This window comes from Cellvibrio sp. KY-YJ-3 (assembly GCF_008806955.1).
In the GTDB taxonomy this organism is placed as follows: Bacteria; Pseudomonadota; Gammaproteobacteria; order Pseudomonadales; family Cellvibrionaceae; genus Cellvibrio.
On record NZ_CP031727.1, the window covers coordinates 3,159,060 to 3,175,100 of the forward strand.

A 16,041-nucleotide genomic window follows, 5' to 3' on the forward strand; every position below is an offset into this window, starting at 1 on the left:
TCATTTTATAGCACGTTACTGTTGCTGTTGCGCCTGTTGATGGCAACAAGAAAGGCCATCTAAAATTGGGCAGTCGGGACGGTCATCGCCCTGGCACCGATTCGCTAAATCGCTCAGCGCTTTACGCATTTGTTGCAGCGCGTGAATACGTTCATCCATTTCATCAATATGTTCCATCGCCAATTTTTTTACATCGGCACTGCTACGTGCTTCGTCTTTCCACAGGCTAGACAGCTGGGCGATTTGTTTCATGGAGAAGCCTAAATCCCGCGCGCTTTTAATAAAACGCAGCAGGTGAATTTCCCGCGTTTGATAGACACGGTAATTCGCCTGAGTGCGATCGGTGGGTGTAATTAAGCCGAGCGTTTCATAATGACGAATCATTTTTGCACTGACACCAGTCAGTTTTGCGGCATCGCCAATGGTATGCAAACCCTGCGCGTGTGCACTTGCCAATTCCAGGTTTGATGAATTGATTTGATACATAGTTATTTGCCCTTTTGGTGGCCGCTAATCGGTGCTTGCCAATTGCGCAAACGCAAGGCGTTAGTCACTACAAATACACTGGACAGCGCCATAGCGCCCGCTGCAAGCATGGGCGATAACAGCACTCCAAATGCAGGGTAGGCAATACCGGCGGCGAGTGGAATTAACGCCACATTGTAAGCAAAAGCCCAAAATAAATTTTGCTTAATGTTACGCATAGTGGCACGCGCCAGCGCAATACTTTTGGGTACGCCTTCAATATCGCCGCTCACCAAAATCAGATCGGCGCTTTCAATGGCGATGTCGGTTCCGGTACCAATCGCCAGCCCCAGGTCCGCTTCGGCAAGCGCTGGCGCATCGTTAATACCATCGCCCACATAGGCGATAGCGCCATGCTCGCTGCGCAATTGTTTTACCGCGGAAACTTTTTGATCGGGCAATACTTCGGCGATCACCACATCTATATTTAATTGTTTGGCAATCACTTCAGCGGTACGGCGGTTGTCGCCGGTAATCATCGCCACTTTAAAACCGAGTGAGTGCAATGCGCTTAACGCCGAAGCGGTGCCGGGTTTAATGGTGTCGGCCAGCGCCATCACGGCGGCAATCTGATTATTAACGGCAACATAAATGGGTGTTTTTCCCTCACTGGCTAATTGTTGGGCCTTGGTGCTGAATACCGCCAGATCAATCCCGAGTTTTTCAAACAAGCGATCAGCACCAATATAAATTTCATTGCCAGACACTTGTGCTTTTAATCCGTAACCGGCCATCGCCTCAAAGGATTCCAACGTGCCAAGCGTTACTTTTTCGGCCGCTGCGGCGGTGACTAACGCTGTTGCAATCGGGTGTTCCGAGTGTTGCTCTGCCGCTGCAACCAGCGCCAGTACGGCATTTTTTTCAAACCCGGAAGCGACGATAAAATCCGTCAATTGTGGTTGACCCAACGTGAGGGTGCCGGTTTTATCAAAGGCGATGGTTTTCACTTCGGCGAGGGATTGCAGTGCCGCACCGCGGCGAAATAATAAACCAAGGCTCGCGGCGCGGCCGGTGCCCACCATAATCGAAGTGGGCGTGGCCAAACCCATAGCACAGGGGCAGGCGATAATCAGTACCGCCACGGCATTCACCAGTGCAAAACCCAGCGCAGGCTCGGGGCCAAAAAACATCCAAACGATAAACGTGAGCAGCGCCACTAGCATCACCGCCGGCACAAACCAGCGAGTGATCTGATCCACCAATGCTTGAATTGGCAGTTTTGAACCCTGTGCCGCTTCCACCAGCTGGATAATTTGCGCCAGCATGGTGTCCTTACCAGTTTTGGTGACGCGGTACTGGAAGGCGCCGGTGCTATTGAGTGTGCCGCCGACTACCTCAGCGCCCGCACTTTTACTCACCGGCATAGGTTCACCGGTCATCATAGATTCATCCACAAAGGAACTGCCTTCGGTGACTATGCCATCCAGCGGGATACGTTCGCCGGGGCGTACCAGCAAATGATCGCCGGGTTGGATGAGATCTATCGCCAAGGTTTGTTGCTCGCCATCCACCATACGTGTTGCGGTGTGCGGTTGAAGTTTTACCAGTTGGGCAATGGCATCGCTGGTGCGGCCACGAGCGCGGGCCTCCAATAATCGCCCCAGCAAAATCAGGGTGACAATCACGGCGGCGGCTTCAAAGTAAACATTCACCGTACCGGCGGGCAGGGCGGCTGGAATAAAGGTGGCAACCAACGAGTAACCCCACGCGGCCAAGCTGCCTACGGCGACCAGCGAGTTCATATCTGGCGCCATGCGTATCAACGCAGGTAAACCTTTGAGGTAAAACACACGGCCGGGGCCGAACATCACCAAGGTGGTTAAAACGGCCTGGATTATCCAACTCCACTGCCCAAGGTTGCCCATTAGCCAGTGGTGCAAAGCGGGAATGAGATGGCTGCCCATTTCCATCACAAATACCGGCAAGGTGAGCAAGAGCGCCAGCTGGAACTGGTGGGTTAATTGCTGGTGTTCCTGCTCACGGCGGTCGGCACTGTCGCCGGCATCTTCATCTTGCGCCAGTTTTGCGTTGTATCCAGCCTGTTCTACTTTCTCCACCAGGGTGTTTAGCGCCACTGGGTGGGTAAGTGTAAGGTGCGCTCGTTCGGTGGCGAGGTTGACACTGACGCTGTTCACCCCTTCAACTTTACTCAGTGCGCGCTCAACGTGGGCAACACAGGAGGCACAGGTCATACCTTCAATTGCCAGATCTAACTCGCTTGATGAGTTACTCATGATAGGCCTCTCTATTTTTCGCTAAAGGGTTGAGCCGGATAACCGGCCTCCGCAAAAATCCCGAGTAATTGCTCATTACTCAATGTTGATTCGACCCGCAGCTGACGAATCGGCGGGAACGTTTTAACGACGGCATTGGCATCAACTGCTTGTAAGGCACGCGTAATCGCGTTAGCGCAGCCTTGGCAAGTCATGTTTTCTACGTGAAATAACTGCATGATGGTCTCCTGATAATCTGTTAGTGAGATCAGGTTAAGGCTTACCATCATGGGAAGGTCAAGTATTCTATTGAGTCTAGGCTTATTTGCAGTTAGCGCTATAAACCTCTAGCATCATGCGCTTTTCTGGTGCATGGAGTATCCCCTGTGAGTATCAAACACTGGTTGCATGAAGCCCGCTTACTGCTCGGTATAGAGCGCAGTACCACCCGTCACGGCGAAAAACTGATTTCCGGGTTGGGGGCTTTTCTCGGGATTCTGGCGGTTTACTGGGGTACACGCTGGTGTTTCCCGGATGGTTTTATGCACACCGCGGGTACCCTGATTATGGTGACCTCTATGGGTGCGACCGCCGTGCTGCTGTTTGCTGTGCCGCAGGGTGCCTTGTCCCAGCCTTGGGCCGTGATTGGTGGCCATCTGCTGTCGGCCTTGGTGGGAGTTACTTGTCAGCAGCTAGTGCCGGATCAAACCTGGACACCGGCTTTAGCTGTGGGCTTGGCGGTAGCGGTAATGCACTATGCGCGCTGTATGCATCCTCCCGGCGGCGCCACGGCACTGGCCGCCGTTATTGGCGGGGCAGAAATCTACAAGCTCGAATATTTTTATCTAGTGGCACCCATCCTGATCAATGTGGTCAGCATCATGGCAATGGCTATTGCATTTAATGCTTTTTTCCCTTGGCGTCGCTATCCGGCCCATTTAACCCGTCGGCAAATTGCCAAACCCACAGTTACTGCTGAGCGTCAGTTCGAACTGACCCAGGAAGATTTTTCTGCAGCGATGGAACAGCTGAACTCCTACGTGGATATCACCGCTGAAAATCTCACTCAGTTACTGGAGCTGGCAAAGCAACACGCAGAAAAAAACATCACCCACCCGGAGCAAATTATTCCCGGGCATTTTTACAGCAATGGCAAACTGGGGAACTTATGGAGCGTGCGTCAGGTCGTAGACGCCGCCAACCATGCCAACGCCAATAAAGACCAAGTGATTTTTAAAGTGGTGGCGGGGGCGGGCGGTTATGCCACCGGGATTTGCTTGCGCAGCGAATTTCGCCAATGGGCGCGCTATGAAGTTATTCCTCAGCCTAATGGCCACTGGAAAAAGCTGACCGATGACGATGTATAAATCCCATCAAACACATGAAGAGTCTGCGTTAACTATTACAATTTCCAACAAATTTAGGGTGTGTACCCAGAGTAGTACAGGATAAGATGCCGTCATCCTAACTGGGTGTAACCACGTCCACTTAGCTATAAAAATTAATTATTTTCATTATTTATTTTGTCATCGAGGTTTATCGACCATGCGTTTCAATTCCATTGCAGTTGCACCTTCCACCTTGCTTAAACACACCATTGCCGCTGTTTGCCTGAGCGCTGGTGTATTGATGAGTCAATTAGCAGCCGCTACTACGGTTCAATTTCAAACTGTGATGGGTGATTTTGAAGTTAACCTTTATGACAAAACCACACCTAAAACCGTCGCTAACTTTTTGGCCTATGTGAATGCTAATGCCTATGCAAATACGGTTATTCATCGCTCAGTAAGCGGGTTTATTGTGCAGGGTGGTGGTTTTAAATATGTCACCACAGATAAGTTGGAAGCAATCACAAAAAACGCTGCAGTGGAAAATGAACCTGTGTATTCCAACGTGCGTGCGACCATTTCTATGGCAAAAACGCCTAACAACGCTAACAGTGCGACAAACCAATGGTTTATCAACCTGGCCGACAATTCATCCAATCTTGACAGACAAAATGGTGGCTTTACTGCATTCGGCGAAGTGACCAGTGGCATGGATGTCGTGCTCGCCATCGCAGGTGTAACTCGTTTCAACTTTAATTCCGACTTTACTGAGCTTCCTTTGCGTAATTATTCTGCTGATGATTACAAAGCGAAAAAACCGGTAAGCGACCAAAATTTTGTAATGATCGAAAATGTCGTCGTGTTAAATGCGGACCCGGATACTGCAACCAGCCTTAATCCACCTAAAAACACCCTCATAACCGAAAAGGATGATGGCGGTAGCGGCAGCTTGGGTTTACTTTCCCTGCTTGCACTGGGTTTGCTTGCGCTGGGCCGTAAAACCCTGTTGAATAAGGCCTAACTTATCAACAAGAGGGATGCAGTGTGATTACATACTTGTATTGGATAACGGTTATCGCCGTTGCTGTTTTTGTTTTCTGGGGAATCGGCCGCTACTTTAAATGGAAAGCGGGCGCCATCGGCGGGCTGACAATACTGATCATCGGCTGGGGGATGTATTTCTTCCACTATGAGCAGCACTTTGTAAAGAACTTTGGTGGCGTGATGTCGATTGACGTTCCCAAGGGTCAAATGCACATGGCGGCAACCTGGAAAGACGATAACCTGTGGATCGAAAACTACGACCCGGCAACTAATACCTGTATTTTTAGTGAATATTCAAAGGGTAGTTTGTTGGAAGGTCGGGTAACGATTAAAAACTGTAATCCACTGATGCCAAAAGCAGAGGCACCTGCCGCTGAGTAATTCACTGCGCTAATAAATGAAACACAAAAGGGGCCTTGCGCCCCTTTTGTGTTTCCAGAATACACAGTCTTATCACCGATGAACTGGGCGCCAAGCATAATTAGATTTTTTTAAAATATAAGCCACAGTTTTTCTTGCGAGAGAGTGTTTTAGCACTAGCCTTCAAGCATGAGGAGTGTAAATTCTCCTGTTGTTATAGAGGGTAAACTATGAGTTTTATTCATAGCATGCGGCAGTCTCTGATCTTGTTTTTATTGATTCTTGCAAACAGTGCTCCAGCAGCATTTGCAGCGCAAACGGTCACTGAAAAAACCTGCACGGCAATCCAAAATGCAATCAATAAATTGCCTTCGGCTGGCGGTGAAGTGTTGTTGACCAGCGGCACTTATACCTGCACCCATCCCATCGTGCTCGATAAAAGTCACGTCACCTTACGTGGTCGTGGTACCGCAACAGTACTACGCCTGGCTGATGGAATTAACGCACCTGTCATTGTGATGGGGCAAACTGAAAACGTTCCGAGCAGATCAATTCATTTTGTGAGCGTTAGCGATTTAATGATTGATGGTAATAGAGCAAACCAATCATCAGAATGTATGGGTGGCCCCTGCAGTGACCAGTTTCCTTTGCGCAATAACGGCATAAGTATTCGCCGCTGTATTGATTGCAGTGTGCAGTCGGTAGTCGTTTTTGGTGCTATGTCGGGCGGCTTGGTGACAGAACTCGGTTGTCGCCGTTTGCGAATTCGCGATTACACCTCTTATGACAATGAATTTGATGGCTTGGCAGGCTACGAAACCGAAGACAGTAGTTTTTCCGGTATTTACCTTTACAACAATCAAGCTGCTGGGATATCTACCGATATCAAATTCAACAATAATAAATTTTTTGATGTCACTATCACTAACAATAAAACGGTCGGCATTTTTATGCGTGATTCATTGGATAATTCGTTTACCAATTTGCATATAAGCGACAGTGTGCAGCATGGAATTTTTCTGGCACAAGTAAACCATGACCCGACGACAGGTGCGACTGGCAATACATTTACCGGTGTAGTGATTAGTCGCTCCGGAGGGGCTGGCATGATCGCGAACGATGCATCCTGTGTAAATAATATGATGGTTGGTGCGCAGTTTATTAATAATCGCCACGGCTGTATCAGTGAGGCATCGTCGGGATTGGTGGAAAACGTTGGAACTATTTGTCGTTAGTAGAAAACTAACAGTAGATTAAAAATTATTTTTGCAAGCTATGGCTTAGCCATCAACGCAATCGCCCTGTGTGTGTAAATGGATGTACGTTGAGTCAGCGCGCGACCCTATTGGTCGCGCGTTTTTTTGCAGAAATTGAGCAAATGAAATTATCTTTTGGGGATTATTTGAATCAACGGGGGCTTAGTTTTCTACGCTAGGGAGAAAACGATAGCCAACACCGGGTTCTGTTTCGATATAGCGGGGGTTGGATGGGTCATCACCGAGTTTGGTGCGCAAGCGAGCGATAAAAATACGCAGGTAATGGGTGTCTTCCACATGAGTGCCGCCCCATATTTCGCGCAGCAATTGTTGTTGGGTTACCAAACGTCCAGCGTTATTAATCAAGCGCTTTAATAATTCAAATTCTTTGCGCGATAGCTTGGTAGCCTCACCATCCACCGTTAATTTACGCTCTTGTAAATCGATCACTACCCGCTCATCCTGAAATGTATGCACACTTTCTACGCTTGGGCCAAAGGCTTTAATCAACCCGCGAATACGGGCCAGCAATTCCTGAATGCCAAAGGGTTTCACTACGTAATCATTGGCGCCAGTATCAAGCGCCTGCACAATTTCAGATTCGCGGTTACGTACAGAGAGCACAATAATTGGCTGGTGGAAAAAGTCGCGCAATTTTTTCAGCACTACCTGACCATCCAGATCGGGCAACCCCATATCCAGAATAATCAAATCCGGGCCAATTTCAGCCGCCAATGCCAAACCTTGGCGCCCCGTATCGGCCTCAAGAATAGTATAGCCTTGGGCGGTGAGGCCGATTTGTAAAAAGCGACGAATTTGCGGTTCATCGTCGATAATCAATATTTTACTCATGATGGCTCCATTGCAGTGAGGCAAAGTATAAACAGCACTGCGCTGAATCAGTGTTATATCGCTGTTAAATTTAGCGGTTTAATGCTCTTGTTGATCTTTTTTGTCTTCGCTTTCAGTGATGGGCAGTTCGATTCTAACGCAGCAGCCTGGATTTTTTTTATCGGCCAATCGGCGTGGGTTAGCATGAATACTGACTTTGCCACCGTGAGCCATGATCATACCCTGGCATATCGTTAAGCCCAAGCCGCTGCCAGATCTACGTCTGTCACCTTTTTCGGCCGTATGGAAACGCTCAAATACCTTTTCACGTTCATCCTCGGGAATGCCTGTTCCCTGATCGCAAATCGTAATAATTATTTTGTCTTGTTCTTTAAAGCAATCTACATCAATGCTGGCGCCCTTGGGTGAGAATTTGATTGCATTATCGATAACATTGAAGATTGCCTGTTCAAGGAAGGCAGTGTGCACATACAGCGGTGGCAGGTTAGGGCTGATGTCGTACTTTAAATCATTGTGTATTAGCAAAGGTTTCAAGCGTTTTTTAACAACACTGATGATCTCTTCAACACTAACCCAGTCACATTCCAGTTGGAGATGACCAAAACCAAGCTTGGTCATATCCAATAAATTTTGTGTGTATCGGTTGAGCCGCTGCGCTTCTTCCAAAACTGTTTTTAGCAGCTCTGTTGTCTCTTCTTTATTCAAATGATCGCCAAACTCAATTACCGTAGAGGTGGCGCCAATCATGGTTGTTAGTGGAGTACGAAAGTCGTGTGATACCGAGGATAATAGCGCAGAGCGCAGTAATTCATTTTCTTTGGCAATTTTTTCCTTTTCCAAATCGGCGGCAAGTCGTGTTCGCTCCAAGGATATATTTACTTGATGCAGAAGTAGCAGAAAAATATCTTTGGGTAAATATTGAATATTCTCGATAGAAATTTTTAACAGCCCGATAACTTGTCGGGTGTTATAGAGAAAGTACACATCATGCTCTTGTTCCAGCTCAGGGATTTTTTTAATCATCTCTGGCGTTAAGCGTAGCTCTAACAATTCCTCAAGATAAGTTTTGCGCAGGTTGGTCATACGCCGGATCATTGGGTGGGTAGCCCAATTATCACCATGAATAATCAGTACACAATTTTCTTTCCACGGTTGCAATGCCTCGCGCATTGCATTGACAACATCGTCGGTATTCAGGGCTTTTGGCAGTTTTTCGAGCAATTCCAATTCAATGTCTGTCATAAATTCGCGCATACGAATTTTTTGCACATTTTTTTTGTGTTTGGTGGCCATGTAACCAACAAGCACTGAAGTAAGCAAAAATAACAGAATCGTTAATAGATCCTCATCCTGATGGATCATTATTGATCTATGAGGAGGCGCAAAGAAAAAACTAAACGCAAAGAAACTTGATAGGGCATTAATAATTGCCAATTCCACCGTTACATTGATGGCAATAAAGACCACCATCACAATGTACAGCAAGGGCACATTAGTTTTTGGTAGGTAATCGGTAATAAGAAATGCGAGCGGTGTTAATAACCAGGGAAATAAAATCCCAATGGGGTATGCAAAGCGGCGTAGGGTTTTTTCAATGATCATTATGCCCGCCAAAATGCAGGGGTGAACAATACAATTATCGTCAAGAACTCAAGACGCCCGAGCAGCATTCCGGCAGACAAGGCCCACTTTGCGGTATCGCTCAGGCTGGAGAAGTTGCCCGCAGGCCCAATTATGTCGCCCATGCCGGGGCCAACGTTCATGACTGCCGTAGCAGCGCCTGAAATACTTGTCACCATATCCAATCCGGTAAATGCGAGAATCACAGCAATAACGACCAGGCAGGCCGCCATTAAGCACATGTATGAAATGGAGGAGGCGATAATTTCCGAGCTAATTAATCGGCCGTTATAACGTCGGCTGATAATTGCTCGGGGGTGAATGGCGGTAATGATTTGCTCTTTTACCAGCCCGGCAAAAATCTGCAAGCGGAAAACCTTAATACCACCGCTGGTTGACCCGGAACAGCCGCCAACAAACATTGCAAAATAAAATACTACGAATGCAATTGGCCCCCAGAGTTGATAATCACCTGAAGCAAAACCTGTTGTGGTGACAATAGATACCAAGTTGAAACCTGCCATAGTCAGTGCCTGAAATGGCGACATCTGCTCAGTAATAATCAATTGGATGGTAAGCAGCAGTGTCATGATGACCACAATCAATAACAGGCCGCGCACTTGAGTGTCTTCCAGCACGATAAAGCGGTGATTAATTAACATGCGTACAAAAAGCACAAAAGGAAATGCACCGGCGAGCATAAAAATAATGGCGATCCAGTGCAGTATCAAGCTATCAAATTGGGCAAAGGACGAATCCGATGTGGAGAATCCGCCAGTCGATACAGTTGCCATTGAATGGTTGATAGCGTTAAAAAAATCCATTCCAGCTAACCAATAAGCGAGGCAGCAGAGAATAGAGAGGCCAATATAACAATAGATGATCATCGCCATTAAGCTGCGTGCACGGGGCATGGCTTTGTCAGACCAGTCTGAGGATTCGGTTTTAAACAAGCGCATCCCGCCCACTCGCAAAAAAGGTAAGACGGCAATCGCCATACCAATAATACCTACACCACCAATCCAGTTGAGTAGGGAGCGCCAGAGCAATATGTCTTTGGGTAATTGATCCAGTCCCACCATTACCGAGGAGCCTGTAGAGGTAACACCGGATACCGCTTCAAAAACAGCATCAGCCAATGTCAGTGGGTGATCGATCATAATAAAGGGTAGTGCGCTAAACAGTGAGACACCAGTCCACGCGGCGCTAGTAATTAAAAACACCTGGCGTGGCTGCATAAAATCCAGGCGCGATTTTTTACCGATCAGAAGAAAAACAATACCGACAAGGCTGGTAATGGTCGCCGAAGAGAAAAAAGCCAGTTGGTTGTCGCTATTGTAGGCAATGGAGAGCGCCAGAGGCACCAGCATGAACAGCGCAAGAATATTAAGGATTGCACCCAGAATAAGTAGTGTTGGCCCCAGTAATTTCATAGTTCTCAACTTTAGCAAAGTGAAGTGCCACAAGACGGCGCATTCTAAACGCTATGTTGTCGGGAGCCTATGGCCGGTTACTATATATTTCGTAAAAACCGCGTCTTAGAAAATACAAAGTAAATACCGGCACAGGGCTTCTGGATATAGATTAGTAGGGTTGGGTAATCTCCGCAAAAATCAGCGTGACATAAAGGTTAACAATGTGGGGGGATTGCTCAAGGAAGATCATCAGGTCGCTGTCCACACCACGGTTATGTACAGGTGCCCTACGATCACGTATATAGCGCTCAGCAGCTAGCTCTAATACTTCAAGGAACACCACCGGTTCACGAAAGCGCACCTGTGGGTTGGTAATACAGAATTGGGTATAGGCATAGAGCGCCTCTATTACTGCACATTTATAGAAAGCAGGGTAGAGCTGATGGGTGAGTTGATCGATATGGTGGGCAAAACTTTCTTCGCCGGGCGTCATAGAACGGCGAATGGTTTTACAGTCCAAATAAAAACAACTGCCATCCGGGTTACAAAATACCAGCTGTTCGGCAAACATAAGGCTGTGCCATATGTCTTTCAGGAAGTTATCGTCAAAATGGGTGATCAAGCCACGTGCGGTACGCCACTCTTGCCAATCATTGTCTACCGCATCAGAAAGTATTGAGTTTTCATCATTGGGATCTGCCAAATGATGGATAGGGTAAGGTGTAATATGGTTAATTTCTTGCGAGAATACTTTTTTACGCGATGTCAGAATCGCACGGATTTTTTTATAGAGCCGCGCCGGGGACTGAAGCCCTAACCACTCCACCATGCTCACATCTTCAGCATCACCTTTATCCATACCGCAGAGCAGCATAAAGTTCCGTAATTGCACAGAGTGCAAACCATCAAATAATTTTGGCTCGGCGCGAATTAACGAGCCAATACCGGAAATTAATTCTTGCACCAAGGTGCGCTCTAATAAATCTGGAAAAAGTTCACGTACACTTTCAAAATAAGTTGCATTTGAAAATGATTGGTCAACTTTAATTTCCGTATGATCATTGTCACCCACAGAGATAATCAGGTTGCGCGCTGCCAGTAAAGTAAGGCTATCGGCAAGGTCAATCAGCGTATAACTTAATTGTGAAAAGCAAAAACGCGATAACAGCCAATAGTTCATTTTTTGAGAGCGATAGAAAAAGTCACGAATCAACTCTTTTAGTGTAATTACAGTGCCACTTGCGCCCACGTTGTCGGTTAATTTTTTGGTGCTCACATAGGCCGAAAACTTTCTAAAAGTAATAATGTCGCTTTCGGTATAGAAATGTTCGAGCAATGCGGCGGCAACCGGCTCAAGCTGTGATGGCTGCAGCGCATCATCTGTTGAGTAGCTGGCCAAAACCTGTTGGCTCATGGATGGAATATGAAAGTGCGGGATGGTTAGTGTATTTACGCGCGATGCACGATAAGCCAAATTGGCAGATGCATATCCAACATATTCTTGTTCATTCCGCAATTGATAATTGCGCAAGGTTTGAAATAATAATTCACTGTTTGGCACCTTATTCAGACGGTGATCTACCAACAAAGTAAAAACAGCAACTTCCGAACTCAACCAGTTCTTGTGAATAAATGCAATTTCTTGTGTGAGTGTTTCAATAATCCACTCGGCATCGTACCGACGATAATCTTCACGTTCACTTTGCAGCCATGACAGGCTCAAATAAACCTTGTTATTAATTTCATAGGTCTGCGATGAGGCCAAGCTTTGCACACGTCTACGTGGCCTGCCGGTCAAGCCCAAAGCTTTGTTTTCACCGACATGTGCATAAGCCTCCATCAAGCTCGATGCAGATACCACTCCCATAGGTTTAATATCCTGCAGGCTTTCAGCAATAACACCGTGCTTGGATAAGTTTTGTTTAATTGCCTCATTTTCTGTGAGCACAACCAAAGCAATATTGGATTTAATAAAGCGGGTAGAGCGACGACGCATTTTTAACGGATCAAGATCATCCGGGCTCACTAAACCTTCATCAAGCATTAACCCGGTCAAAAATAAACTTTGGGCCCAGACCAAAGGGATATTTTCGTTAGGGACCCGTGTTTGTGAGCGTGGATTACGTTTTTCCGCCTCAACATTTTCCAATGGTAAGTAATAAAGTTCAGGCAATAGACCTATACCATTTACATCCACCATGAGCGATTCAAGTTTTTTACGATAATATTTTGCTGTCGCTTCACTGCCATCAAACAACGCGGTGATATACAGATAGGTAAAAAACAACGGCCATTCGGATTCTACATGGGCAAAATTTCCCAGCTCGTCGTGTTCGTAATAAATACGTGAGCTTTCTTCCAGCACAGTTTGGTGGCCGTCCCATAAAAAACGCTTGCAACCGTAGTTTCCGCCGAGCTTGGTTAAAATCGAATCGCGGGTTTGGGTCGCCAGGGTTTCTTTACCAACGGCAAATGCTGGAAACCCGATAATGCTGAGCAGTGCACTGTCAGTTTCCTTGGATAAGGACTCGCGAGGCAAAAGGGAGGTGAGGGTGGTTCTGGCAAGTGAAATTGCATCTGCAATTACATGAATAGTTGCACGCGGATCGCCATGCTTGCCAAACAGATTAAATTTATCCAGCGCCTGTAGCGCCGCTTTGGCCATTCCCACAGAACTGGCATTGATTTCAGTTTTACCATTATTAACTTTGTTGCCGCGCTCCCAAATCCCATAGTCGGGTGTTCGATAAGCACTGGCGATGTAATAAACAAGATTTTGGACAAAATCCACTTCATCGTAGGTGCAGACAATCCGTAAACCGGACGCACTCATTTGTGCCAACATCAATAGAAAAACAGAGGTTGCATCTATCTGCAAATGTCCCCATGCGTCATCTGCTACAACGGGTAAACCCGTGGCGGTATCATATTTCGCGTGTAATGCATCACCGTTATCTAACGAGTGCTTGAAGGCCTCAACTTTATTGGCCTGGCGCATCATGGACTGCAATAGTCCACGCATCAGTTTTATGGTGGATTGCTCGAGCAGATCGCTTTTATAGGTTTCGCCTTGGTGTTTGAAGGCCATCGCTAGCGACCAGACGCTGATAATGGAGTACACGTTATCGCGCACCCAGGCGTCGGTGTAATCGCCGTGGCTGGTAATTGCCGTACTGGCAGGTAAGAGTCCGGTAACCGGGTGCTGCTTACTCAAGATGACTGTTTCGACCTCAGCGTACAAACGCTCTAACAGTTGTTTATGCTTCATAGAAACGCAGTGCCATCGCAAAAAGTATAACCATGAGAAATGGCCACATTTCCCGCGTGTAAACCTCACAGGAGTGCACGCGGTTGTTGATACCCCATCCATTTTTACGATTTAACATAATATACATTATGCGCAATCATGTGTAGGGTAACTGTGGCCATCGATAAGATGCTTGAACGGCTTTAAAGCTCTGCCGTGCTTGTCTCAAGCATTGGCTACCATAGCAAATAACTCGTCCGCTTGGGGAGTTGCTGGCTCCGCCAGCAGCATTTCTATGAGTTGATTGCCGGCCTCTTCATTGGAGGAATCAATCTCGACACCGAATCCGCGTCCATTTTTGTGTGCAACTATGGATTCAAACTTGTAGCGCTGGAGTTTTTGCGTCGTGCGATAAACCAGAACCTCAATGCCTAGCTGTTGTAACGGATGCACATCCGCCAAGTCTGACTCGATAAATAAACCGTATCTGTTTCCATTTTTGATACGGCCTATAGCGACCGGAATACCGTAGCGATAAATGAGGATTTTAATATCGGCTGTATAACGATCGCTGCATCTGTGTTCCATAATGATTCCTGCGTTGGTTGAGTGATAATGTGCCATCACCAATTCTGGCTATTCATTCTTTAGCCAAGACGATGATAGATTGTTAACAGCTGCCGGACACGCCCAGCCAATGTTGGATCAACCTGATCCCACAAAAACGTCCACACCCAATTTTTATCCGTTGTACCGGGCATATTCATCCTGTGCCCTCCATCCAGTTCCAAAAGGTCTTGCATCGGAATAATCGCCATACTTCCGACAGATGCCAGCGCCGCCTCAACTACCAGCCAAGGCATTGGCTCCGATGAATTAAAGAAATACTGTTTTAATTGTTGGCGATTTTGATCAGCCAATGTTTCATACCAACCCAGCGTTGTGTCGTTGTCGTGGGTTCCGGTATAGATAACCTCATCGCGACTGTGGTTGTGTGGTAAGTGCGGGTTATTGGTGTTGCCATCAAAGCCGAACTGCAATACCAACATACCCGGTAGATTGAATTGCCGACGCAGTGTTTCAACCTCGTCGGTTATCACACCAAGGTTTTCAGCAACCAACGGCAATTCAGGGTACGCGTTAAAACAAGCCTGTAAAAATTCTTCGCCTGGTGCTTTTACCCATCTGCCAGAGCGAGCATCTTCACCATCAGCAGGGATTTCCCAAAAAGCCTCAAACCCACGGAAATGATCAATCCGAATCAAATCAAATAAATATAGTTGGGTTTTCAATCGTGCGAGCCACCATTGAAAACCATCTTCACGCATTTTTTCCCAGTTGTAATGAGGGTTTCCCCAATGTTGTCCCGTCTCGGAAAAATAATCAGGTGGTACGCCAGCAACGGTTAACGGATGTCCCTTGTTATCTAGATTAAAATAATGCTGTTGGGCCCAAACATCGGCGCTGTCGTGACCAACAAAAATAGGCATGTCGCCAAATAAATAAATACCCTTTTCATTCGCATATTTTTTCAGCGCGTGCCATTGACTAAAAAATGAAAATTGCTCAAATAATATTTGATCAATTTCTTTTTTTAACTGCTGGCGAACCTCGCTCAATGCTATTGGATCGCGCGTGCGAATTGCTTCTGGCCAATCCACCCAGGATGCATTTTTTGTACTGGTGCGCAACGCACTAAACAGTGAAAAATCATCCAGCCAATAATTTTGCTCAGCGCAAAAATTTAAAAAAGCTTGGTTTAACGCTGCCCCGGACTCACTTGAACATTGTTCATAAAATTGCACTGCCGCAGCTATGCGTAACTCCTGTACTGTCTGGTAATTGTGAGGGCTCACCTGCCCCCCATTAATCCAATTGTTCTCCACCAACCAATCCAAACTGATTAAATCCGGATTACCTGCATGTGCAGAAATAGATTGATACGGCGACATATCTGCTTGTGTTGGCCCTGTTGGCAACATTTGCCAAATCGAGAAGCCTGCATCCGCCATAAAATCTACAAACGCATAGGCATCTTTGCCCAGAGTGCCAAATACTTTTTTTGTATCATCACACCGATAAGATTCAGTACATGGTAGTGACGTAGGATGTAACAAAACACCAGCTGTACGACGTTGGAACAATGGTGATTTGTTAACCATCAGTAAGTGCCCTTCCCTT

General features: G+C 46.7%; 13 protein-coding genes. 4 read left to right on the top strand and 9 right to left on the bottom strand.

The features are described 5' to 3' along the window. Positions 1-15: 15 nt before the first annotated feature. The 3 genes from cueR to D0B88_RS13280 are packed head-to-tail and all read right to left on the bottom strand — an operon-like array spanning position 16 to position 2,977. Entirely contained in the window at positions 16-486 is a 471-nt protein-coding gene (cueR, locus tag D0B88_RS13270; protein WP_151057736.1) for a Cu(I)-responsive transcriptional regulator, read from the bottom strand. Between the two features lie 2 nt (positions 487-488). Then, complete coding sequence (locus D0B88_RS13275; RefSeq protein WP_151057738.1) at positions 489-2,759, bottom strand: heavy metal translocating P-type ATPase; 2,271 nt, start codon at positions 2,757-2,759, stop codon at positions 489-491. 11 nt (positions 2,760-2,770) lie between these two features. Next, positions 2,771-2,977 (bottom strand): heavy-metal-associated domain-containing protein, encoded by a 207-nt coding sequence (locus tag D0B88_RS13280; protein WP_151057740.1) that lies wholly within the window; start codon positions 2,975-2,977, stop codon positions 2,771-2,773. Between the two features lie 147 nt (positions 2,978-3,124). Here D0B88_RS13280 and D0B88_RS13285 point away from each other — a divergent pair, with 147 nt between their 5' ends. The 4 genes from D0B88_RS13285 (at position 3,125) to D0B88_RS13300 (ending at position 6,705) form a co-directional block, all read left to right on the top strand. Then, a complete protein-coding gene (locus D0B88_RS13285) occupies positions 3,125-4,105 on the top strand; it encodes an HPP family protein (protein ID WP_151057742.1) in 981 nt (326 codons plus the stop codon). Positions 4,106-4,283: 178 nt separating this feature from the next. Beyond that, positions 4,284-5,087: a peptidylprolyl isomerase gene (locus D0B88_RS13290; protein ID WP_151057744.1), complete on the top strand. Its 804-nt coding sequence runs from the start codon at positions 4,284-4,286 to the stop codon at positions 5,085-5,087. A gap of 23 nt (positions 5,088-5,110) precedes the next feature. After that, positions 5,111-5,491, top strand: a complete 381-nt coding sequence (locus D0B88_RS13295) for a hypothetical protein (RefSeq protein ID WP_191966433.1) — start codon at positions 5,111-5,113, stop codon at positions 5,489-5,491. A gap of 209 nt (positions 5,492-5,700) precedes the next feature. Continuing rightward, the gene (locus D0B88_RS13300; protein WP_151057746.1) at positions 5,701-6,705 is read left to right on the top strand and encodes a right-handed parallel beta-helix repeat-containing protein; all 1,005 of its coding nucleotides are present in this window, start codon (positions 5,701-5,703) and stop codon (positions 6,703-6,705) included. Between the two features lie 183 nt (positions 6,706-6,888). On the opposite strand, the gene D0B88_RS13305 is transcribed toward D0B88_RS13300, so the two are convergent. The 6 genes from D0B88_RS13305 to malQ all read right to left on the bottom strand — a co-directional run bounded on the left by D0B88_RS13305 (position 6,889) and on the right by malQ (position 16,022). Further along, positions 6,889-7,578 (bottom strand): response regulator, encoded by a 690-nt coding sequence (locus D0B88_RS13305; RefSeq protein WP_007641264.1) that lies wholly within the window; start codon positions 7,576-7,578, stop codon positions 6,889-6,891. Between the two features lie 78 nt (positions 7,579-7,656). Then, positions 7,657-9,180, bottom strand: coding sequence for an ATP-binding protein (locus D0B88_RS13310; protein ID WP_007641265.1), 1,524 nt, complete (start codon positions 9,178-9,180; stop codon positions 7,657-7,659). Next, complete coding sequence (locus D0B88_RS13315) at positions 9,180-10,631, bottom strand: TrkH family potassium uptake protein (RefSeq protein ID WP_151057748.1); 1,452 nt, start codon at positions 10,629-10,631, stop codon at positions 9,180-9,182. Before D0B88_RS13315 ends, D0B88_RS13310 begins: the two co-directional genes overlap by 1 nt. A 151-nt stretch (positions 10,632-10,782) precedes the next feature. Next, positions 10,783-13,881: a glycoside hydrolase family 15 protein gene (locus tag D0B88_RS13320; protein WP_007641267.1), complete on the bottom strand. Its 3,099-nt coding sequence runs from the start codon at positions 13,879-13,881 to the stop codon at positions 10,783-10,785. Positions 13,882-14,085: 204 nt separating this feature from the next. Further along, complete coding sequence (locus tag D0B88_RS13325) at positions 14,086-14,448, bottom strand: hypothetical protein (protein WP_151057749.1); 363 nt, start codon at positions 14,446-14,448, stop codon at positions 14,086-14,088. Between the two features lie 59 nt (positions 14,449-14,507). Further along, positions 14,508-16,022, bottom strand: coding sequence for a 4-alpha-glucanotransferase (malQ, locus tag D0B88_RS13330; RefSeq protein ID WP_151057751.1), 1,515 nt, complete (start codon positions 16,020-16,022; stop codon positions 14,508-14,510). Between the last annotated feature and the right edge of the window lie 19 nt (positions 16,023-16,041).